Source organism: Streptomyces sp. MMG1121, from assembly GCF_001280015.1.
Taxonomy (GTDB): Bacteria; Actinomycetota; Actinomycetes; order Streptomycetales; family Streptomycetaceae; genus Streptomyces.
On the sequence record NZ_LGDV01000201.1, the window covers coordinates 298,311 to 317,535 of the forward strand.

Sequence of the window (19,225 nt, forward strand, 5' to 3'; positions counted from 1 at the left end):
AGATTCACCACAGGCTGACACACCCCGACCTTTCCTCGAAAAAGTCAGACTTTTAAGTTTGAACGCGTCCGGCCAGCCATTCCGCACTGAACGAGGACTTCTTGAAGATGACCACGCAGACTTCCGACAGCTTCGAGTGGACCGACCTCGACCGGCGCGCCGTGGACACAGCCCGTCTGCTGGCGGCCGATGCGGTGCAGAAGGTCGGCAACGGCCACCCGGGCACGGCGATGAGCCTGGCGCCTGCCGCGTACACGATCTTTCAGAAGGTGATGCGTCATGACCCCGCCGACCCCGAGTGGACCGGCCGGGATCGTTTCGTCCTCTCCCCCGGGCACACCTCGCTGACCCTGTACACGCAGCTCTTCCTCGCCGGGTACGAGCTGGAGCTGGACGACCTGAAGGCGTTCCGCACCCAGGGTTCGAAGACCCCCGGCCACCCCGAGTACGGGCACACCGCCGGCGTCGAGACCACCACCGGTCCGCTGGGCCAGGGCGTCGCCAACGCCGTCGGCATGGCGATGGCCGCCCGCTACGAGCGCGGTCTGTTCGACCCGGAGGCCGCCGAGGGCTCCTCCCCCTTCGACCACACCATCTGGGCGATCGTCTCCGACGGCGACCTGGAGGAAGGCGTCTCCGCCGAGGCCTCCTCGCTGGCCGGCCACCAGAAGCTCGGCAACCTGGTCTTCCTCTATGACGACAACCACATCTCCATCGAGGGCGACACGGCCACCGCCTTCTCGGAGGACGTCCTCGGCCGGTACGCGGCCTACGGCTGGCACACCCAGCGCATCGAGCCCACCGCCGACGGCGACGTCGACGTCCCCGCCCTGTACGCGGCGCTGACGGCGGCCCGGGCCGAGACCGAACGGCCGTCGATCATCGCGATGCGCACGATCATCGCCTGGCCCGCCCCGAACGCGCGGAACACCGAGGCCTCCCACGGCTCCGCGCTCGGCGAGGACGAGATCGCGGCCACCAAGCGCCTGCTCGGCTTCGACCCCGAGCAGACCTTCGAGGTCGCCGACGAGGTCCTCAAGCACACCCGCCGGGCCCTGGACCGGGGCGCGGAGGCACACGCGGCCTGGGACAAGCGGATCGCCGAGTGGCGCTCCGGCCGGCCGGAGCGGGCCGCCCTGTTCGAGCGGGTCGGCAAGGGCGAGCTGCCCGAGGGCTGGCAGGACGCGCTGCCGGTGTTCGAGGAGGGCAAGGCCGTCGCCACCCGCGCCGCCTCCGGCAAGGTGCTCCAGGCGCTCGGCCCGGTGATCCCCGAGCTGTGGGGCGGCTCCGCCGACCTCGCCGGGTCCAACAACACCACCATCGACAAGGCCAGCTCCTTCCTGCCGAAGGGCAACCCGCTGCCCGAGGCCGACCCGTACGGCCGTACCGTCCACTTCGGCATCCGCGAGTTCTCCATGGGCGCCGAGATGAACGGCATCGCCCTGCACGGCAACACCCGGATCTACGGCGGCACCTTCCTGGTGTTCTCCGACTACATGCGCAACGCCGTCCGCATGGCGGCGCTGATGCAGCTGCCGGTGACGTACGTGTGGACGCACGACTCCATCGGGCTCGGCGAGGACGGCCCGACCCACCAGCCGGTCGAGCACCTGGCCTCGCTGCGGGCGATCCCGGGCCTGAACGTCGTCCGCCCGGCCGACGCCAACGAGACCGCGATCGCCTGGAACGAGGACGCGGCCAAGGGCGGCTATGTGCTGCGCGAGTCCTCGACCGAGGTCCCGGAGGTGATCGTCATCGCGACGGGTTCCGAGGTGCAGCTGGCCGTGGCCGCGCGGGAGCGGCTGGAGGCGGAGGGGATCGGCACGCGCGTGGTGTCGATGCCGTCCGTGGAGTGGTTCGAGGAGCAGCCGCGCGAGTACCGCGAGCGGGTGCTGCCGCCGGCCGTGAAGGCCCGGGTCGCCGTGGAGGCGGGCATCGGGCTGACCTGGTACCGCTACGTCGGGGACGCCGGCCGCATCGTTTCCCTGGAGCACTTCGGCGCCTCCGCCGACGCCACGACCCTGTTCGCCGAGTTCGGCTTCACCCCCGAGAACGTCGCCGCCGCGGCCCGCGAGTCCCTCGCCGCCGCGCGCGCCTGACCTGAACGCGACAACAATCCGCGACCTGCGTCCGCGACAAGACAACGCGGCGAGAAATCAAGAAAGATGAGTGACGTGACCGAAGCAATCGCCACCGCCGGAGCCCTCAAGCGCCTCGCCGACGAGGGAGTCTCCGTCTGGCTGGACGACCTGTCGCGGGGGCGGATCGCCTCGGGCAACCTGGCCGACCTGATCGAGAACAAGAACGTCGTCGGCGTCACCACCAACCCGTCGATCTTCCAGGCCGCCATCGGCTCCGGCGAGGGCTACGAGGAGCAGCTCACCGACCTCGCCGTACGCGGTGTGACGGTGGACGAGGCGGTGCGCATGATGACGACCGCCGACGTGCGGGCGGCCGCCGACATCCTGGATCCCGTGTACGCCGCCTCCGAGGGGCGCGACGGGCGGGTCTCCATCGAGGTCGACCCGCGTCTCGCCCACCGCACCGGGCCGACGATCGCCGAGGCCAAGCAGCTCGCCTGGCTGGTCGACCGGCCCAACGTGATGATCAAGATCCCGGCGACGAAGGCGGGCCTGCCGGCGATCACCGAGGTCATCGGCCTCGGCATCAGCGTCAACGTGACCCTGATCTTCTCGCTGGAGCGCTACCGCGAGGTCATGGCCGCCTACCTGGCCGGCCTGGAGAAGGCCCGCGAGCGCGGCATCGACCTCTCCGCCATTCACTCGGTGGCGTCCTTCTTCGTCTCCCGTGTGGACTCCGAGATCGACAAGCGGCTGACCGCCCTGGGCACCGACGAGGCCCTCGCGCTCAAGGGCCGCGCGGCCCTCGCCAACGCCCGGCTCGCCTACGAGGCGTACGAGGAGGTCTTCGCCTCCGAGCGCTGGCTGGCCCTCGCCGGCGAGAAGGCGAACAGGCAGCGTCCGCTGTGGGCGTCCACCGGGGTGAAGGATCCCGCCTACAAGGACACCCTGTACGTGGACGAGCTGGTCGCGCCGGGCACCGTCAACACCATGCCGGAGGCCACCCTGAACGCCGTCGCCGACCACGGCGAGATCACCGGCGACACGGTGACCGGCGGCTACGACCGGGCCCGCGCCGACCTGGCCGCCGTGGAAGGGCTCGGTATCTCCTACGACGAGATCGTCCAGCAGCTGGAGGACGAGGGCGTCGGCAAGTTCGAGGCGGCCTGGCAGGAGCTGCTGGACGCCGTAGCGAAGTCCCTGAAGAGCAAGGGAGTTGACGCCCGATGACCGACAACGCACCCGCCGCCCCGGCACCCGCGAAGGCGCCGGCGGAGGTGACCGTGCCGGTGGCCCCGGCCGCCGACTGGGACAACCCGCTGCGGGACGCCCGGGACCGCCGGCTCCCCCGCATCGCCGGACCGTCCGGTCTGGTGATCTTCGGTGTGACCGGTGACCTGTCCCGCAAGAAGCTGATGCCGGCCGTGTACGACCTGGCCAACCGTGGCCTGCTGCCGCCGGGCTTCTCGCTGGTCGGCTTCGCCCGCCGGGACTGGGAGGACCAGGACTTCGCGCAGGTCGTGCACGACGCGGTGCGCGAGCACTCCCGCACCCCGTTCCGCGAGGAGGTGTGGCAGCAGCTCGCCGAGGGCATGCGGTTCATCCCGGGTGACTTCGACGACGACACCGCGTTCAAGCAGCTGAAGGACGCCGTGGACGAGCTGGACGCCTCCCGCGGCACCGGCGGCAACTTCGCCTTCTATCTCTCGGTGCCGCCGAAGTTCTTCCCCAAGGTCGTGCAGCAGCTCAAGAAGCACGGCCTGGCGAACCCGCCCGAGGGTGCCTGGCGGCGCGCGGTCATCGAGAAGCCGTTCGGCCACGACCTGGCCAGCGCCATCGAGCTGAACAAGATCGTGCACGAGGTGTTCGAGCCGGACCAGGTGTTCCGCATCGACCACTACCTCGGCAAGGAGACCGTCCAGAACATCCTGGCGCTGCGCTTCGCCAACCAGATGTACGAGCCGATCTGGAACCGGTCGTACGTCGACCACGTACAGATCACCATGGCCGAGGACATCGGCATCGGCGGCCGGGCCGGTTACTACGACGGCATCGGCGCCGCCCGTGACGTCATCCAGAACCACCTGCTCCAGCTCATGGCCCTCACCGCGATGGAGGAGCCGATCGCGTTCGACGCGGAGGCGCTGCTCACCGAGAAGCTGAAGGTGCTGAAGTCGGTGCGGCTGCCGGCGGAGCTCGGCGAGCACACCGTGCGCGGCCAGTACGCGGCCGGCTGGCAGGGCGGCGAGAAGGTCGTCGGTTACCTCCAGGAGGACGGCATCGACCCCAAGTCGAAGACCGACACCTTCGCCGCGATCAAGCTGGGCATCGACAACCGCCGCTGGGCGGGCGTGCCGTTCTACCTGCGCACCGGCAAGCGACTGGGCCGCCGGGTCACCGAGATCGCCGTGGTCTTCAAGCGGGCCCCGCACTCGCCGTTCGACTCCACGGCGACGGAGGAGCTGGGCCAGAACGCGATCGTCATCCGCGTCCAGCCCGACGAGGGCATGACGGTCCGGTTCGGCTCCAAGGTGCCCGGCACGTCGATGGAGATCCGGGACGTGTCGATGGACTTCGCCTACGGCGAGTCGTTCACCGAGTCGAGCCCGGAGGCGTACGAGCGGCTCATCCTGGACGTGCTGCTCGGCGACGCGAATTTGTTCCCCCGTCACCAGGAAGTGGAAGAGTCCTGGAAGATCCTCGACCCGATCGAGGAGTACTGGGCGGCGCACGGCAGGCCGGCGCAGTACGCGTCGGGCAGCTGGGGACCGAGGGAAGCCGACGAGATGCTCGCACGAGACGGACGGAGCTGGCGCAGGCCATGAAGATCGACCTGACCGACACCACGGCAAGCAAGATCAACAAGGCGTTGGTGCAGGGCCGCCGCGCCATCGGCACACCGGCCGTGGGCATGGTCCTGACGATGGTCATCGTCACGGACGAGGAGAACGCCTACGACTCGATCAAGGCCGCCGAGGAGGCCTCGCACGAGCACCCCTCGCGGACCCTGGTCGTCATCAAGCGGCACGCCCGCACCCTGCGCGACCGCACCCACTCGCGGCTCGACGCCGAGGTCCGCGTCGGCTCCGAGGCCGGCACCGGCGAGACGGTCGTGCTGCGCACCTACGGAGAGGTGTCCGACCACGCCGACTCGGTCGTCCTGCCGCTGCTGCTGCCGGACGCGCCCGTCGTCGTGTGGTGGCCGGTGGAGGCCCCCGACACCCCGTCCAAGGACCCGCTCGGGGCGCTCGCCCAGCGCCGGATCACGGACCTGTACGCGGTCGAGCGGCCGCTGGAGGTCCTGGAGACCCGCGCCCGCAACTACGCGCCCGGCGACACCGACCTCGCCTGGACCCGGCTGACCCTGTGGCGGTCCATGCTGGCCGCGGCCCTGGACCAGGCCCGGGTGAAGGTGACGTCGGCGGCGGTGGAGGCCGAGGCCGACAACCCCAGCGCCGAGCTGCTCTCGCGCTGGCTGGAGGCCCGCCTGGGCGTCCGGGTGGACCGGGTGGTGACCGCCGGCCCGTTCGTCACGGCCGTACGGCTGGGCACCGCGAACGGCGAGATCGTCATCGACCGGCCCGAGGGGCCGCTCGCGACACTGACCCTGCCGGGCCAGCCGCCGCGCACCCTCGCGCTGAAGGTCCGCCCCACCTCCGAACTCATCGCCGAGGAACTGCGCCGCCTCGACGCCGACGAGATGTACGCCATCGCCCTCAAGGGCGAGGCCACCAAGGAGAACGCCTGACATGGCACCGTCCGATTTTCCGAAGCTCACCAATCGGCCCGAGTGGGCGGCCCTCGCCGACCACCGCGCCGAGGACCGGCCGCGGCTGCGCGAACTGTTCGCGACGGACCCCGCCCGCGCCGAGCGGTACGTCGTGCGGGTCGGCGACCTGTACATCGACTACAGCAAGCACCTGATCACCGACGAGACCCTGGCCCTGCTCCAGGAACTCGCCACCGCCACGGACGTGTTCGGCCTGCGGGACGCCATGTTCCGCGGTGCGAAGATCAACGTCACCGAGGACCGGGCCGTGCTGCACACCGCGCTGCGCGCCGCGCGGGACGCGGTGGTCGAGGTCGACGGCGAGAACGTGGTGCCGAAGGTGCACGCCGTCCTCGACCAGATGGCCGGCTTCGCCGACCGGGTCCGCTCCGGCGAGTGGACCGGCCACACCGGCCAGCGCATCAAGAACGTCGTGAACATCGGCATCGGCGGCTCGGACCTCGGCCCCGCCATGGCCTACGAGGCGCTGCGCCCGTACACCGCCCGGGAGTTGACGTTCCGGTTCGTGTCGAACGTGGACGGCGCCGACCTGCACGAGGCCACCCGCGACCTGGATCCGGCGGAGACGCTGTTCATCGTCGCATCCAAGACGTTCACCACAATCGAGACGATCACCAACGCGACGTCCGCACGGAAGTGGCTGCTCGACGGGCTGGACGGGGACACCAAGGCCGTCGCCAAGCACTTCGTGGCACTGTCGACGAACGCCGGGAAGGTCACCGAGTTCGGCATCGACCCGGACAACATGTTCGCTTTCTGGGACTGGGTCGGCGGCCGCTACTCGTTCGACTCCGCGATCGGCCTGTCCCTGATGATCGCCGTCGGACCCGACCGGTTCCGCGAGATGCTCGACGGCTTCCGGCTGATGGACGACCACTTCCGCACCGCGCCCGCCGAGGCCAACGCCCCGCTGCTGCTGGGCCTGCTGGGCATCTGGTACGGCGACTTCTTCGACGCCCAGTCGCACGCGGTGCTGCCCTACAGCCACTACCTGTCGAAGTTCACCGCGTACCTCCAGCAGCTGGACATGGAGTCCAACGGCAAGTCGGTGCAGCGCGACGGCGAGCCGGTGGAGTGGCAGACCGGTCCGGTCGTGTGGGGCACCCCGGGCACCAACGGGCAGCACGCCTACTACCAGTTGATCCACCAGGGCACCAAGCTGATCCCGGCGGACTTCATCGGCTTCGCCCGCCCGATCGGCGAGCTGAGCGCTGAACTCAAGGCGCAGCACGACCTGTTGATGGCCAACTTCTTCGCCCAGACCCAGGCGCTCGCCTTCGGCAAGACGGAGGAGGAAGTCCGCGCGGAAGGCGTGGCCGAGGAGCAGGTGGCGCACCGCACCTTCCACGGCGACCACCCCACCACCACGATCCTGGCCGGCGAGCTGACCCCGTCCGTGCTCGGCCAGCTGATCGCGCTCTACGAGCACAAGGTGTTCGTGCAGGGCGCCGTGTGGAACATCGACTCCTTCGACCAGTGGGGCGTCGAGCTGGGCAAGGTCCTCGCCAAGCGGGTCGAGCCCGCCCTGACCGAGGGCGCGGACGTCCCCGGTCTCGACCCCTCCTCCAAGGCCCTCGTCGCCGCCTACCGCACTCTCAAGAACGCATCGGAGAACTGATCATGCAGCTCGGTCTCATCGGTCTCGGCAAGATGGGCGGCAACATGCGCGAGCGGATCCGCCGCGCCGGCCACACCGTCATCGGCTACGACCGCAACCCCGACGTCTCCGACGTCAAGTCCCTCGCCGAACTCGTCGAGAGTCTCGACGCGCCGCGCCATGTGTGGGTGATGGTCCCGGCCGGTACCGCCACCCAGACCGTCGTCGACGAACTCGGCGACCTGCTGGAGCCCGGCGACACGGTCATCGACGGCGGCAACTCCCGCTGGACGGACGACGAGAGGCACGCCGCCCAGCTCGGCATCAAGGGCATCGGCTTCGTCGACGCCGGCGTCTCCGGTGGTGTGTGGGGCCTGCAGAACGGCTACGCGCTCATGGTCGGTGGTGACAAGGAGCACGTCGACGCCCTGAAGCCGATCTTCGAGGCGCTCAAGCCGGACGGCCCCTACGGCTACGTCCACGCCGGCCGGGTGGGCGCCGGACACTTCTCGAAGATGGTCCACAACGGCATCGAGTACGCGATGATGCAGGCCTACGCCGAGGGCTGGGAGCTGCTGGAGAAGGTCCACTCCGTGGAGAACGTGCGCGAGGTGTTCCGCTCCTGGCAGGAGGGCACCGTCATCCGCTCCTGGCTGCTCGACCTCGCGGTCAACGCCCTGGACGAGGACGAGCACCTGGACAAGCTGCGTGGCTACGCGGAGGACTCCGGCGAGGGCCGCTGGACGGTCGAGGCGGCCATCGACAACGCGGTGCCGTTGCCCGCGATCACCGCCTCCCTGTTCGCGCGGTTCGCCTCCCGCCAGGACGACTCCCCGCAGATGAAGATGATCGCCGCGCTGCGCAACCAGTTCGGCGGCCACGCCGTAGAGAAGAAGGACTGAACCACCGTGGGGGACCTCCTGCTGGTCCGCCACGGTGAGACGGAGTGGAGCCGGTCGGGACAGCACACCAGCTGGACCGACCTGCCCCTGACCGAGCACGGCGAGGAACAGGCCAAGTCCCTCGCCCCGCTCCTCACCGGGCGGACGTACGCCCTCGCGCTGGCCAGCCCACTGGGCCGCGCGATACGCACCGCCGAACTGGCGGGCCTGACCGGGGTCGTACCCGACCCCGATCTGCACGAGTGGGACTACGGCGGCTACGAGGGCATCACCACGGTCGACATCCACCGGGCGCGTCCGGGCTGGGACCTGTGGACCGACGGCGTACCACCCGGCCCGGAGGGGCACCCGGGCGAGTCGCCGCAGGTGATCGGCGCCCGCGCCGACCGGGTGCTGGCCCGCGTCGACGAGGCGCTCGCCGAGGACGCCGGCGACGTGGTCCTCGTCGCCCACGCCCACTTCCTGCGGGTGCTCACCGCCCGCCGGCTGGGCCTCGCGCCCGCCGAGGGCCGGCTGTTCCAGCTGGCCACCGGCACCGTCAGCCGGCTGTCCACCGAGCACGGGCGGCCCGTGATCGCCGAGTGGAACGGACGGGCGTAACGGCCTTTCCCCGCAGCCCGGTTCACCTCTGGTGGGCCGGGCCGCAGTCGTACAGCAGCCGGGTGTGGTCGGCGGGGTCGTAGGCGGAGCGCGGGACGCGCGTGCAGTGGGCGGCGGTCCAGCGCAGCAGCGCGCCGACGGGACGCTCGTCGTCACGGGCGCCGTGGCGCAGGTCCGCGCGCGTGACGACGACGTAGCGCAGCCGCCCGCTGTCCAGCAGTGCGCGGAAGGCGGTCGGCCGCGGGAACGGGACGCGGCCGGTGAAGCCGCCCATCGGCAGTACGGACGCGTCGGCGGCTATGACGTACGGTGCGGCGCTCTCCCAGCCGGGGACGGCGGCCAGATAGCGGGCGGTGCCCCGGTGCGCGGTGAGGTAGGCGAGCAGCCGCCGGTGTTCGGGGCCCAGTGTGGACAGCGTGTCACCGGTCCGGGTGCTGGTGGGGCCGACCCGGCCGAGGCTGCCGGGCTGGTTGTAGCGCGGCGAGAGCGCGGACGCCGACCAGCCGGCCGGTATCAGCAGCACGGCGGCGAGACCCGTGGCGAGCGCGGCCGGCCGGCGGAACGCGGCGAGCAGCAGCGCGAGCAGGCCGAGGGCCGCCGCGCAGGGCGCCGCCCAGGCCTCGAAGTCCCGGTACCACAGGGTCAGACCCGCACACCACACGACGTTCACCGCCAGGACGGCCGGCAGCAGCACACGGGAGCGCCGGGCCCGGACGACGCCGACCGCCGCCAGCGCGGCCACGGCCACCGCGACGACGCCCATGTAGTAGGTGTGGCCGGTCACGCTGCCGAAGCTGAAGACGGCGAAGAAGGTCGCGCCCCACACACCCCACAGCACGTACCCGGCCACCTGCCGGTCGGTGCGCGCCGGGCGGCGCCGTCGCAGCATCAGCAGCCCGGCGGCCAGGCCGAGTACGGCCAGCGGGTACAGCCAGCCGGTCTGGGTGGCCAGGCCCGGGGCGACCATCTTCCCTATGCTGTCACCCATTCCGGGAGCCGCGTGCTGCCCGGCGTGGGCGGCCCGGCTCGCCACTATGCTGCCGGTGCCGGCCGCGTCAACGCCGACGGCGTGGAAGCGGGTCAGGAAGTTGTAGCCGACGACCAGCGCGAACGGCGAGTCGTTCGTGGTGCCGTCGAGATAGGGGCGGGATCCGGCCGGGGCGAGGGCGGTCGCCAGCATCCACGACAGCGACACCGACACGGTGACCGCGCCGGCCAGCACCACGTGCGCGATCCGGCGGCGCGGTGCGAGGGGTGCGGCGACGAGATAGGTGGCGGCGAGCGCGGGCAGCACCGCCCAGGCCTCCAGCATCTTGCACTGGAAGGCGAGGCCCACCCACAGGCCCGCGAGCAGCAGGGTGCGCGGGCGGCCCTTCCCGGCGGCCCGCCAGGTGGCCTCGGCGGCCAGCAGCAGGAGCAGCACGAACGGCGCGTCCTCGGTGACCGAGCGGCCGAGGCCCACGGTCACCGGGGTCAGGGTGAGGAAGGCGGCGGCCAGCAGCCCGGCGACCGCCCCGGCCCAGCGGCGCACCAGCACGTGCAGCAGCAGGACGCAGCCCACCATCTCCAGGGCCTGGGGCAGCACCAGCGCCCACGGATGGAAGCCGAACACGAGCGCGGACAGGGCCTGCGGCCACAGGAAGCCGGGCAGTTTGTCCAGCGTGATGGAGCCGGCCGGGTCGAAGGCGCCGTAGAAGAAGTCGGTCGGGCTGTCGGTCATGCTGCGGACCGCACTCGCGTAGAAGGCGTGGTACGCGCTGTGCTGGAGCCCCCACAGGCACAGCAGGGCGGCGAGCAGGCAGATGCCCGCGAGCAGCGGCCGCTCGTACCGGGCGGTGTCTGGGCGGGGCTCGGCCGCCTGCGGCGGACCGCCGTCCCGGACGGCCGACTCGGTGGAGGTGCTCAGCATGAACGGCCTTTCGGGCTCCCGTACACGGAGTGATCCGGGCGCAGTGCGCCTAGCGGATCTGGCGGAGTATCTGCCGCCGGACATGTACGGAGCCTGAACCGGAGCTGAACCCGATGAAGGTCTCACCGGCCTCTCACCCCTGCGGGGCATCCGGTAAGAGGCCGGCCGGTTCAGCCGGGGAGCCGCCCGGCGTGCTGGGCCGCGAGCCGTACCGGCGCGTTCGCGGCGCCGTACCCGTGGTGGCCGGGGTCGCGCTGGACGAGTTCGAAGAAGACGCGGCCGACGGTCTCGGTGTAGCAGTGCCGGAAGGCGCCACCCGTGTCCCGGTCGTAGAGGATGCCGAGGTCCCGGTAGGTCTCCAGCTCGCCGTCCGCGAAGTCGTACCGGGCGGCGAGGTCGTCGTAGTAGTTGGCCGGTACCGTCAGCAGCCGGCCGCCGGCCGCGCGGAAGGCGCGGGCCGCGGCCACCACGTCGTCGGTGGCCAGCGCGATGTGCGCGGCGTGCACGGTCTCGTCGGCGGGCGCCGCGCCGACGGTGAGGGCGATACGGACGCTGCCGTCGGCGTTGGCCACGGCCCGGCTGCGCCGCAGTCCGTAGGGGTCGGCGAGGTCGACGCTCTCCCGGGCGCCGAGCCCGAGGACGCTGCGGTGGAAGAGCGTCGCCTCGTCGAAGTGGTGCCAGGGGTGGGTCAGGGCGAGGTGGTCGACACGCGTGCCGGAGCAGGGCGCCGGCGCGTCCGGCAGGTCGGCGAAGTCGGCCCGCCAGTCCGGGAGTTCGGGGTCATCGGTGGCGCAGAAGAACAGCTCCGTGCCGTCGGGCGCGGCGACGGCGTCGAGCGGGGCGTCCTCGGGGGCGCGGCGGCGGGGCAGTACGGGGGCGTGGAGGGCCTCCGCTCGGCGGGCGGCCCCGGCGGGGTCCGGGCACGCGAGCCCGATCGCGGCGAGCCGGGTGCCGTCGCGGCGGGCGGTGGCGGCGGTGTTGACCAGGATCCGGGCCTCGCCGCGCTGCCACAGGTCGACGGGTTTGCCGCGGTGCCGGGCGGTACGGGTGAAGCCCAGGGCGGTCAGCAGCGCACCGACGGGTTCGGCGTCCGGGGTGAGGAGTTCGGCGAAGGCGACCCCGGCGGGGACGACCGGCGGCGGCAACTCGGCTGCGCCGACCGCCTCTTGGAGCAGCAGCAGGGAACGGTGGGCGTCCACGGCGGTCGAGCCGGCGTCGGCCTGCCGGAAGACGTCGTTGAACACCTCCAGAGACAGCGGCCCCCGGTAGCCGGCCTTGAGCACATGCCGCAGCAGCCCCGCGACGTCGAAGCCGCCCTGGCCCGGGAAGCAGCGGTGATGGCGGCTCCACTGCAGGACGTCCATCGCGGGCAGCGGGGCGTCGGCGAGCTGGAGGAAGAAGATCTTCTCGCCGGGGATGGCCTCGATGCCCTTCGGGTCGGAGCCCCGGGAGAGGATGTGGAAGCTGTCCAGGCAGGTGCCGAGCGCCGGGTGCCCGGCGGCGTCGACGATGCGCCAGGCATGGTCGTACGTGTGCACATGCCGACCCCAGGCCAGCGCCTCGTACGCCACCCGGATGCCGAACTCCGCGGCGAGTCGCGCCAGTCGGGCCAGCTGCCCGGCGGCGAGGGCGTCGTCGTCCAGGGCGAGCGGGGAGACGCTGGAGCACACGAGAACGGTGTCGGCCCCGAGCCGCCGCATCAGCTCGAACTTGTGCCGGGCGCGCCGAAGGTTTCGGGCGAAGACCTCCTCGGGTACGGCCTCGATGTCCCGCATCGGCTGGTACAGATCGATCCGCAGCCCGAGATCGGCACACCGGGCGCGTATCTCCTCGGGGGCGAGGGGGCTGGCGAGAAGGTCGTTCTCGAAGATCTCCACCCCGCCGAACCCGGCCCGGGACGCGGCGGCGAGCTTCTCGGTGAGGGAGCCGCTGAGGGAGACGGTGGCTATGGAAGTGCGCAGGGGAAACCCCTCGAAGGTGCCGGTCATCAGGCAGGGCTCCCCGACCGCTCCGCCCCGGCCAGCTCCTCGAAGTCGGCCAGCATCCGGCCGCTGTCCGGCTCCACCCCCGTGAACAGCCGAAACGCGTCTGCGGCCTGGAACACAGCCATCCCACCCCCGGCCAGGACGGCGCACCCACGGTCCCGCGCGACCCGCACCAGCTCCGTCTCCAGCGGCCGGTACACCACCTCCGCGACCCACACCCCGGGCCGCAACGACTCGGCGGGCAGGGGAAGCCCCGGATGCGCGGCCATGCCCGTGGGGGTGGCGTGCACAAGCCCTCCGGCCCCTTCGGTCCCGGCGAGCAGCGCGGGCACCTGGTCGGGGGACGCGGCTGCCGCCCGGCCAGGGCCGAAGTGCCGTACGAGGGAGTCCGCGAGGCCGGCGGCCCGGTCGGGCAGGGCGTCCACGACGGTGACCCGCCCGGCTCCCAGGGTGAGCACGGCGTGTGCGACGGCCGCGCCCGCGCCGCCCGCGCCGAGCTGGACGACCCGTTCCAGCGGGGCGTCCGGCAGACCGCGGGCGAAGGACGCGGCGAAGCCGGTGACGTCCGTGTTGTGGCCGACGGCCCGGCCGCCGTCGAAGACGACGGTGTTGACCGCGCCGAGCGCCTCGGCCCGGGGATCGAGCGCGTCCAGGTGGTCGATGACGAGCTGCTTGCAGGGGTGGGTGATGTTCAGCCCGTCGAAGCCGAGGTCGCGGGCGGCGCGGACCAGCCGGCCGGCCGATTCCGGGGCCACGCCGAGGACGTCGGTGTCGAGGAGCCGGTACACGTAGCGCAGGCCCTGCCGGTCCGCCTCCCGCTGGTGCAGGGCCGGGCTGAGCGAGGGGCCTATGCCCGCGCCGATCAGCCCGACGAGATACGAGTCCTTGGCCACGCGGACCTCCCGAGACAGAGCTAATGTACGAACCAGTACGTTAGCTATATCAGCAGCGGAGGTTCCCGAGGAAGCCCCCGGCGGCGCACCGGGCCCTGCTTCTACAATCACCGGCACCACCGACGGGCGCTCCGCCCAGGTGCCCCCGGCCCGAAGGAAACCGATGACCAGCGTCGAAGAATCCCTGCAACCCGGCGGGCGGGTGCGCGACGCCGCCCGCACCAAGGCCGAGATCCTCGACGTGGCCACGCAGGAGTTCGCGCGGGCCGGCTACGACGGCGCCCGGGTCGACGAGATCGCGGCCCGCACCCGCACCACCAAGCGGATGATCTACTACTACTTCGGCGGCAAGGAGCAGCTGTTCACGTCCGTGCTGGAGCGGGCGTACGGCGTGATCCGCGAGGCCGAGCAGGGGCTGGACGTCGAGCACCTGGACCCGGTGGCGGCGATCCGGCGGCTGGCCGAGCTGACCCTCGACCACCACGAGCAGCACCCGGACTTCATCCGCCTGGTCAGCATCGAGAACATCCACGGCGCCGAGCACATCGCGGCCTCCGAGAAGCTCGGCAGGATGGGCTCCCCGGCCCTGGACGTGATCCGCCGCATCCTCGCCGCCGGACAGGAGTCCGGGCTGTTCACGGCCGGCGTGGACGCGGTCGACCTGCACGCGATGATCAGCTCGTTCTGCTTCTTCCGGGTGGCCAACCGGCACACCTTCGGCGCCCTGTTCGGCCGCGACCTGGTGGACCCCGGGCGGCGGGAGCACTACCGCGCCATGCTCGGTGACATGGTCATCGCCTACCTGACGGCGGAGCGGGCCGACGGCTGACGGGGCACACACGAACCGACGCACGGACTCTTGACACCGGGGAAACGCGGGCGCAACATCCCACCCACTGCAACTAACTATCCAGTGAGTTAATACTCCCCTCGTGGGTGAAGTTCCCCGAAGGAGCACCGCCGTGTCCGTGCCCGTCCCCGCGCCCTCCTGCGACTCCCCGCCCGGCCAGCCCTGGAAGGCGGCGACGGCCGCCTGGATCGGCAGCGCCCTGGAGTACTACGACTTCTTCGCCTACGGCAGCGCCGCCGCGCTGATCTTCCCGAAGGTGTTCTTCGACACCTCCGACCCGGCGACGGCCACCCTGCTCTCCCTGGCCACCTTCGGCGTCGCCTACGCGGCCCGGCCGCTCGGCGCCCTGGTTCTCGGGCACGTCGGCGACCGGCTCGGCCGCAAGAAGATCATGGTGTTCACGCTGATCCTCATGGGTCTGTCGACGTTCCTGATCGGCTGCCTGCCCACCCGCGCCCAGGCCGGCTCGCTCGCGCCCGCGCTGCTCGTGTTCTGCCGGGTCCTGCAAGGCATATCGGCGGCCGGCGAACAGGCCTGCGCCAGTTCGATGAGCCTGGAGCACGCGCCACCGGGCCGGCGCGGGTTCTTCACCAGCTTCACGCTCAGCGGCACCCAGGGCGGCCAGCTCATCGCGACCCTCGTCTTCATCCCCGTCGCCCGGCTGCCCGAGGACCAACTGCTCGCGTGGGGATGGCGGTTGCCGTTCTGGCTGAGCGTGGCGGTCGCCGTCGCCGGTTACGTCATCCGGCGCCGGCTGCGCGAGACCCCGGCCTTCGCGCGACAGGCGGCCGGCGAGGGTGTGGTCCGGCTGCCGATCGCGGTACTGCTGCGCGAGCACTGGGCGGACGTGCTGCGGGTGATCGCGGGCGCGCTCATCGCCTCGGTCAGCACGATCTTCACGGTGTGGGCGCTGGCGTACGCCACCAGCGACACGGTCGGCATGTCCCGTACCTCGATGCTGTGGGCCGGGGCCCTGGCCAACCTGGTCGCGCTGGGCGCGATCCCGTTGTGGGCGACGCTGTCGGACCGGATCGGACGCCGGCCGGTGTTCCTGATCGGCGCCGTCGGCAGCCCGGTGGCGATGGCCGGTTATCTGTGGGCGATCTCCACCGGCTCCTACCCGCTGACCCTGGCCCTGGGCATCGTCGCCTTCGGCCTGTTCTACAGCGCGGCGAACGGGGTGTGGCCCGCCTTCTACGGCGAGATGTTCGCGACCCGGGTCCGGCTGTCCGGCATGGCGATCGGCACGCAGATCGGCTTCGCGGCGGCCGGGTTCGCGGTCACCTTCGCCGCCGAGATCGCCGGCCCGGACGGCGCCGACTGGGCGGCGGTGGCCCTGTTCACGGCCGCGCTGTGCGTGCCGCCGGTCGTCGCCGCGCTCTCGGCCCGTGAGACGTACACCGTCCCGACGGAACTGCTCGGGGAGCGGACGGGACAGCCGGCCGGGCGGGCGGAGCGGGTCACGGCCTGAGGCGGGGCGAGCCGGGCCCGGGGGGCTACGGGGTCGGGTGGCGCGGCTCGTACAGGGCGACCTCGCCGCCGCCCGGCAGTCGGAGGGCGGTCACCCGGCCCCAGCGGGCCTCCTCCACCGGCCGGCTGAACTCCACTCCCCGATCGGCGAGTTGACTCCGGGTCGCGTCGAGGTCGTCGCACATCAGCATCAGCTCGTGCGAGGGCGCGCCGTCGGTGGGGTGGCAGGCCACCTCGGTGGGCGGCATCCGGAAGACGAGCCAGCCGTGGCCGGCGTCGACGTGCGCCCAGCCGAGGGTGTCGCGCAGAAAGGCCCGGTCGGCCTCCGCGTCCTGGCTGTAGAGCACCACATGTGCACCGTTGATCACGCGCGGAGGCTAGTGGGCCCGGGCGGGGCCGGACAAGTACCGGCGGCCCGCGACCCGCCGAACGGCCGCACTCACGACACCGGGGGCACCGCCGCGTCGAGCAGGGGGCCGAGTTCCGCCAGGACCGTCCGCAGCGGACGTACGTCCTTCTCGGCGCGGGCCAGGAGGAGCGCGCCCTCCAGGGTGCTGATCATCAGTGTGGCCAGGGCCTCGGCGCGGGGCGCGGGGACCCCCATGCCGGTGAGGGCCTCGGCGAGCGGGCTGCGCCAGGTGGTGAACGCGGCGGCCACGGCCTCGTGGGTCGAGCCGCCGGCGGACGCGCACTCGACCGTGGCGGCGGCGACCGGGCAGCCCCCCGCGAAGCCGTCCGCCTCGTACTCGTCGGTCCACTGCGCGACCATCGCCGCGAACAGACCGCTCGGACGCGGCTCGTCCAGACTCGCGACGAAGTGGGCGATCCGGTTGCCCGCGTACCGTCCGGCCCAGCCGACCGCCTCGTTGACCAGCTGTTCCTTGCCGCCCGGGAAGTAGTGCTGGAGGGAGCCGCGCGGTGCGCCCGCGTGGGTGGCGACCGCGCGCATACCGGTCGCGGCGACTCCGTCGCGCCGGATGAGCTGGGCCGCGCTGAAGACCATCCGCTCCCTCGGCCCTCGCCGCGCCTCACTCATCGCCGACCTCCGTTCGTCACGGACCTCACCCTATGACCAGCGTCATAACGACGGCTACTATGACAGCGGTCATGGTCGATGTCGGGTCGGCAACCGGAGGGAAGGGCGGCTCCCGTGAACCTCGGTTTCATCGGACTCGGAGTGATGGGCCGGCCCATGGCGCTGCGCCTGGCGTCCGCCGGCACCGCGCTGGTGGTCTGGAACCGGACCCCGGAACGCGCCGCACCCCTGCGCGCCGCCGGGGCCGAGGTCGCGGCGGAGGCCGACGAGGTGTTCGCGCGAGCGGAGGTGGTGGTGCTGATGCTCGCCGACGAAGCCGCCGTCGACACCGTCCTCGGCCGTGGCACACCCGCCCTCGCCGCCCGCGTCGCCGGACACACCGTCGTCCACATGGGCACGACCTCCCCCGAGTACTCCCGCGCCCTGGAGACCGACGTCCGCGCCGCCGGCGGTCGCTACGTCGAGGCACCCGTCTCCGGCTCCCGGGTCCCGGCCGAGCAGGGCCGGCTGGTGGGCATGCTCGCCGGGGACCAGGACGCCGTGGACGCCGTACGGCCGCTGCTCGCTCCCCTGTGCCGGGAGACCTTCGCGTGCGGCCCGGTACCCGGTGCGCTGCTGATGAAGCTCTCGGTCAACCTGTTTCTGATCACCCTGGTCACCGGGCTGACCGAGGCCTTCCACTTCGCCGAACGGCAGGGCCTGGACCGGCGGCTGTTCCTGGACGTCCTCGACGCCGGCCCCATGGCCAGCGGGGTCTCCCGGATGAAGGCGCCCAAGCTGCGCGAGCGGGACTTCGCGGTCCAGGCGGCCGCGCTGGACGTCCTGAAGAACAACCGCCTGATCGCCGAGTCCGCCCGCGAGGCCCACCTGGCCTCTCCGCTCCTCGACGTGTGCCACACGCTGTTCGAGGAGGCCGTGGCGCAGGGACACGGCGGCGAGGACATGGTCGCCGTCCTGCACGCGATCGAGACGCGGACCGACCAGGGGGCGTAGGTCACCCCTTGGGGATGCCGTACGCCCTCTCGACGCGCAGCCGTACCACCAGGCGGCGGTCGCGGACCATCGCCGCCCGGTAGTCGTCCCAGTCCGGGTGCTCGCCGAGGACGTCACGGTAGAGGCGGATCAGCTCCTCGACCGTGTCGTCGTGCGGGTCCTTCGCGACCGGGGTCAGCTCGGCCGTGCCCTCGGCGACGGTGTACGCCCAGCGGTCGGCGCTGGTGACGTGGTACGAGGCGCGGGGGTCGCGGCGCAGGTTGCGGGTCTTGGCGCGGTCGTCGGTGACGGAGATCCGGATGATCCGCTCGTCGGGGTGGTAGGCGTGGCTGACGTTGGACAGCTGGGGGCGGCCGTCCTGCCTGAGGGTGACCAGGATGCCGCCGTGGCCCGCGGAGAGCAGTTCGAGGAGCGCGTCCTGCTGGGTGTCGTGAGTCATAGCAGCGTCAACTCGCCGGAGCGGGCCGTACATTCCCGCACGCCAGACGGGTGGTAGACAGTGTCTACTCAGACTGGTAGACAGTGTCTGTGACTGAATCCGACACCGGGTTGCGGGAGCGTCTGGTCGACGTGGGCGTGGAACTGCTGGCCTCCGAGGGGCTCCCGGCCCTCACCCTGCGGGAGATCGCCCGGCGCGCCGGCGTCTCGCACGGGGCGCCGCGCCGCTACTTCCCCACTCATCTGGAGCTGCTGTCGGCCATCGCGCGCCGGGGCTTCGCCGATCTGGCCGACCGCGTGGGCAGGACGCCCGACGAGGACGCCGGACCGCGGGCGCGGGTGGCCGCACTGGCGCGGACGTATCTGGAGTTCGCGCTGGACGACCCCGGCATGTACGAGCTGATGTTCCGTCATGATCTGCTGGAGAGCGGACATCTGGGGCTGCGGGAGACGAGCCTGCCGCTTTTCGCCCTGTTCGCCGGACTGGTCGGCGAGGTGCGGCCGGAGGCCGATGCCCGGCGGACGGCGGGGGCGTTGTGGGCGAACCTGCACGGGATCGCCCAGTTGTGGCGCTGGCGCAGTCTCCAACTGGCCGTCGGGGACGAGGACTTCGCGCCGCTGCTCGATGCGGCACTGACGGCGCACCTGGGCGCGGAGAACGGCCGGTGAACCGGCGGTGGA

17 protein-coding genes are annotated in these 19,225 nt (G+C 71.9%); 11 read left to right on the plus strand and 6 right to left on the minus strand.

The genetic code is table 11. The features are described from left to right. The first annotated feature begins 107 nt into the window (after nt 1–107). The 7 genes from ADK64_RS26420 (at nt 108) to ADK64_RS26450 (ending at nt 8,970) form a co-directional block, all read left to right on the plus strand. Nucleotides 108–2,099, plus strand: a complete 1,992-nt coding sequence (locus ADK64_RS26420) for a transketolase family protein (protein ID WP_053662645.1) — start codon at nt 108–110, stop codon at nt 2,097–2,099. Nucleotides 2,100–2,165: 66 nt separating this feature from the next. Further along, nucleotides 2,166–3,311: a transaldolase gene (gene tal / locus ADK64_RS26425; protein WP_053662647.1), complete on the plus strand. Its 1,146-nt coding sequence runs from the start codon at nt 2,166–2,168 to the stop codon at nt 3,309–3,311. Further along, complete coding sequence (gene zwf / locus ADK64_RS26430; RefSeq protein ID WP_053662649.1) at nt 3,308–4,906, plus strand: glucose-6-phosphate dehydrogenase; 1,599 nt, start codon at nt 3,308–3,310, stop codon at nt 4,904–4,906. The genes tal and zwf overlap by 4 nt, the downstream gene beginning before the upstream one ends. Then, nucleotides 4,903–5,829: a glucose-6-phosphate dehydrogenase assembly protein OpcA gene (gene opcA / locus ADK64_RS26435; protein ID WP_053662651.1), complete on the plus strand. Its 927-nt coding sequence runs from the start codon at nt 4,903–4,905 to the stop codon at nt 5,827–5,829. Before zwf ends, opcA begins: the two co-directional genes overlap by 4 nt. 1 nt (nt 5,830) lies before the next feature. Then, the gene (pgi, locus tag ADK64_RS26440; RefSeq protein ID WP_053662653.1) at nt 5,831–7,489 is read left to right on the plus strand and encodes a glucose-6-phosphate isomerase; all 1,659 of its coding nucleotides are present in this window, start codon (nt 5,831–5,833) and stop codon (nt 7,487–7,489) included. Nucleotides 7,490–7,491: 2 nt separating this feature from the next. Next, nucleotides 7,492–8,370: a phosphogluconate dehydrogenase (NAD(+)-dependent, decarboxylating) gene (gene gnd, locus ADK64_RS26445; RefSeq protein WP_053662655.1), complete on the plus strand. Its 879-nt coding sequence runs from the start codon at nt 7,492–7,494 to the stop codon at nt 8,368–8,370. Nucleotides 8,371–8,376: 6 nt separating this feature from the next. Continuing rightward, nucleotides 8,377–8,970, plus strand: coding sequence for a histidine phosphatase family protein (locus ADK64_RS26450; RefSeq protein ID WP_053662657.1), 594 nt, complete (start codon nt 8,377–8,379; stop codon nt 8,968–8,970). A 22-nt stretch (nt 8,971–8,992) separates the two neighbouring features. On the opposite strand, the gene ADK64_RS26455 is transcribed toward ADK64_RS26450, so the two are convergent. From ADK64_RS26455 to ADK64_RS26465, 3 genes are all read right to left on the minus strand, one after another. Further along, nucleotides 8,993–10,879 (minus strand): ArnT family glycosyltransferase, encoded by a 1,887-nt coding sequence (locus ADK64_RS26455; RefSeq protein ID WP_053662659.1) that lies wholly within the window; start codon nt 10,877–10,879, stop codon nt 8,993–8,995. A 170-nt stretch (nt 10,880–11,049) separates the two neighbouring features. Then, nucleotides 11,050–12,840, minus strand: a complete 1,791-nt coding sequence (locus ADK64_RS26460) for a bifunctional sugar phosphate isomerase/epimerase/4-hydroxyphenylpyruvate dioxygenase family protein (RefSeq protein WP_053662836.1) — start codon at nt 12,838–12,840, stop codon at nt 11,050–11,052. Between the two features lie 26 nt (nt 12,841–12,866). Further along, nucleotides 12,867–13,757 carry a shikimate dehydrogenase gene (locus tag ADK64_RS26465; protein ID WP_053662661.1) on the minus strand — a complete coding sequence of 297 codons (891 nt, stop codon included), beginning with the start codon at nt 13,755–13,757 and terminating at the stop codon, nt 12,867–12,869. A gap of 163 nt (nt 13,758–13,920) precedes the next feature. Here ADK64_RS26465 and ADK64_RS26470 point away from each other — a divergent pair, with 163 nt between their 5' ends. Beyond that, nucleotides 13,921–14,586 carry a TetR family transcriptional regulator gene (locus ADK64_RS26470; RefSeq protein ID WP_053662662.1) on the plus strand — a complete coding sequence of 222 codons (666 nt, stop codon included), beginning with the start codon at nt 13,921–13,923 and terminating at the stop codon, nt 14,584–14,586. Nucleotides 14,587–14,719: 133 nt separating this feature from the next. Then, complete coding sequence (locus ADK64_RS26475) at nt 14,720–16,078, plus strand: MFS transporter (RefSeq protein ID WP_053662664.1); 1,359 nt, start codon at nt 14,720–14,722, stop codon at nt 16,076–16,078. A gap of 25 nt (nt 16,079–16,103) precedes the next feature. On the opposite strand, the gene ADK64_RS26480 is transcribed toward ADK64_RS26475, so the two are convergent. Together ADK64_RS26480 and ADK64_RS26485 are read right to left on the minus strand one after the other, a co-directional pair. Beyond that, entirely contained in the window at nt 16,104–16,445 is a 342-nt protein-coding gene (locus ADK64_RS26480; protein ID WP_053662666.1) for a VOC family protein, read from the minus strand. 71 nt (nt 16,446–16,516) lie between these two features. Next, entirely contained in the window at nt 16,517–17,113 is a 597-nt protein-coding gene (locus tag ADK64_RS26485; RefSeq protein ID WP_053662668.1) for a TetR/AcrR family transcriptional regulator, read from the minus strand. A gap of 78 nt (nt 17,114–17,191) precedes the next feature. On the opposite strand from ADK64_RS26485, the gene ADK64_RS26490 reads away from it, so the two are divergent. Further along, the gene (locus ADK64_RS26490; protein ID WP_324614441.1) at nt 17,192–18,106 is read left to right on the plus strand and encodes an NAD(P)-dependent oxidoreductase; all 915 of its coding nucleotides are present in this window, start codon (nt 17,192–17,194) and stop codon (nt 18,104–18,106) included. A 1-nt stretch (nt 18,107) separates the two neighbouring features. Here the strand turns inward: ADK64_RS26490 and ADK64_RS26495 are convergent, their stop codons facing one another. Further along, the gene (locus tag ADK64_RS26495) at nt 18,108–18,545 is read right to left on the minus strand and encodes a PPOX class F420-dependent oxidoreductase (RefSeq protein WP_053662672.1); all 438 of its coding nucleotides are present in this window, start codon (nt 18,543–18,545) and stop codon (nt 18,108–18,110) included. A gap of 89 nt (nt 18,546–18,634) precedes the next feature. On the opposite strand from ADK64_RS26495, the gene ADK64_RS26500 reads away from it, so the two are divergent. Next, entirely contained in the window at nt 18,635–19,213 is a 579-nt protein-coding gene (locus tag ADK64_RS26500) for a TetR/AcrR family transcriptional regulator (RefSeq protein ID WP_053662674.1), read from the plus strand. Nucleotides 19,214–19,225 lie beyond the last annotated feature (12 nt).

What these genes read in the sequence shown, in the direction of transcription:
- ADK64_RS26420 (WP_053662645.1), top strand. Translation starts at nt 108, where the DNA reads ATGACCACGCAGACTTCCGACAGCTTCGAGTGGACCGACCTCGACCGG.
- tal (WP_053662647.1), top strand. Translation starts at nt 2,166, where the DNA reads ATGAGTGACGTGACCGAAGCAATCGCCACCGCCGGAGCCCTCAAGCGC.
- zwf (WP_053662649.1), top strand. Translation starts at nt 3,308, where the DNA reads ATGACCGACAACGCACCCGCCGCCCCGGCACCCGCGAAGGCGCCGGCG.
- opcA (WP_053662651.1), top strand. Translation starts at nt 4,903, where the DNA reads ATGAAGATCGACCTGACCGACACCACGGCAAGCAAGATCAACAAGGCG.
- pgi (WP_053662653.1), top strand. Translation starts at nt 5,831, where the DNA reads ATGGCACCGTCCGATTTTCCGAAGCTCACCAATCGGCCCGAGTGGGCG.
- gnd (WP_053662655.1), top strand. Translation starts at nt 7,492, where the DNA reads ATGCAGCTCGGTCTCATCGGTCTCGGCAAGATGGGCGGCAACATGCGC.
- ADK64_RS26455 (WP_053662659.1), bottom strand. Translation starts at nt 10,879, where the DNA reads ATGCTGAGCACCTCCACCGAGTCGGCCGTCCGGGACGGCGGTCCGCCG.
- ADK64_RS26470 (WP_053662662.1), top strand. Translation starts at nt 13,921, where the DNA reads ATGACCAGCGTCGAAGAATCCCTGCAACCCGGCGGGCGGGTGCGCGAC.
- ADK64_RS26485 (WP_053662668.1), bottom strand. Translation starts at nt 17,113, where the DNA reads ATGAGTGAGGCGCGGCGAGGGCCGAGGGAGCGGATGGTCTTCAGCGCG.
- ADK64_RS26490 (WP_324614441.1), top strand. Translation starts at nt 17,192, where the DNA reads ATGTCGGGTCGGCAACCGGAGGGAAGGGCGGCTCCCGTGAACCTCGGT.
- ADK64_RS26495 (WP_053662672.1), bottom strand. Translation starts at nt 18,545, where the DNA reads ATGACTCACGACACCCAGCAGGACGCGCTCCTCGAACTGCTCTCCGCG.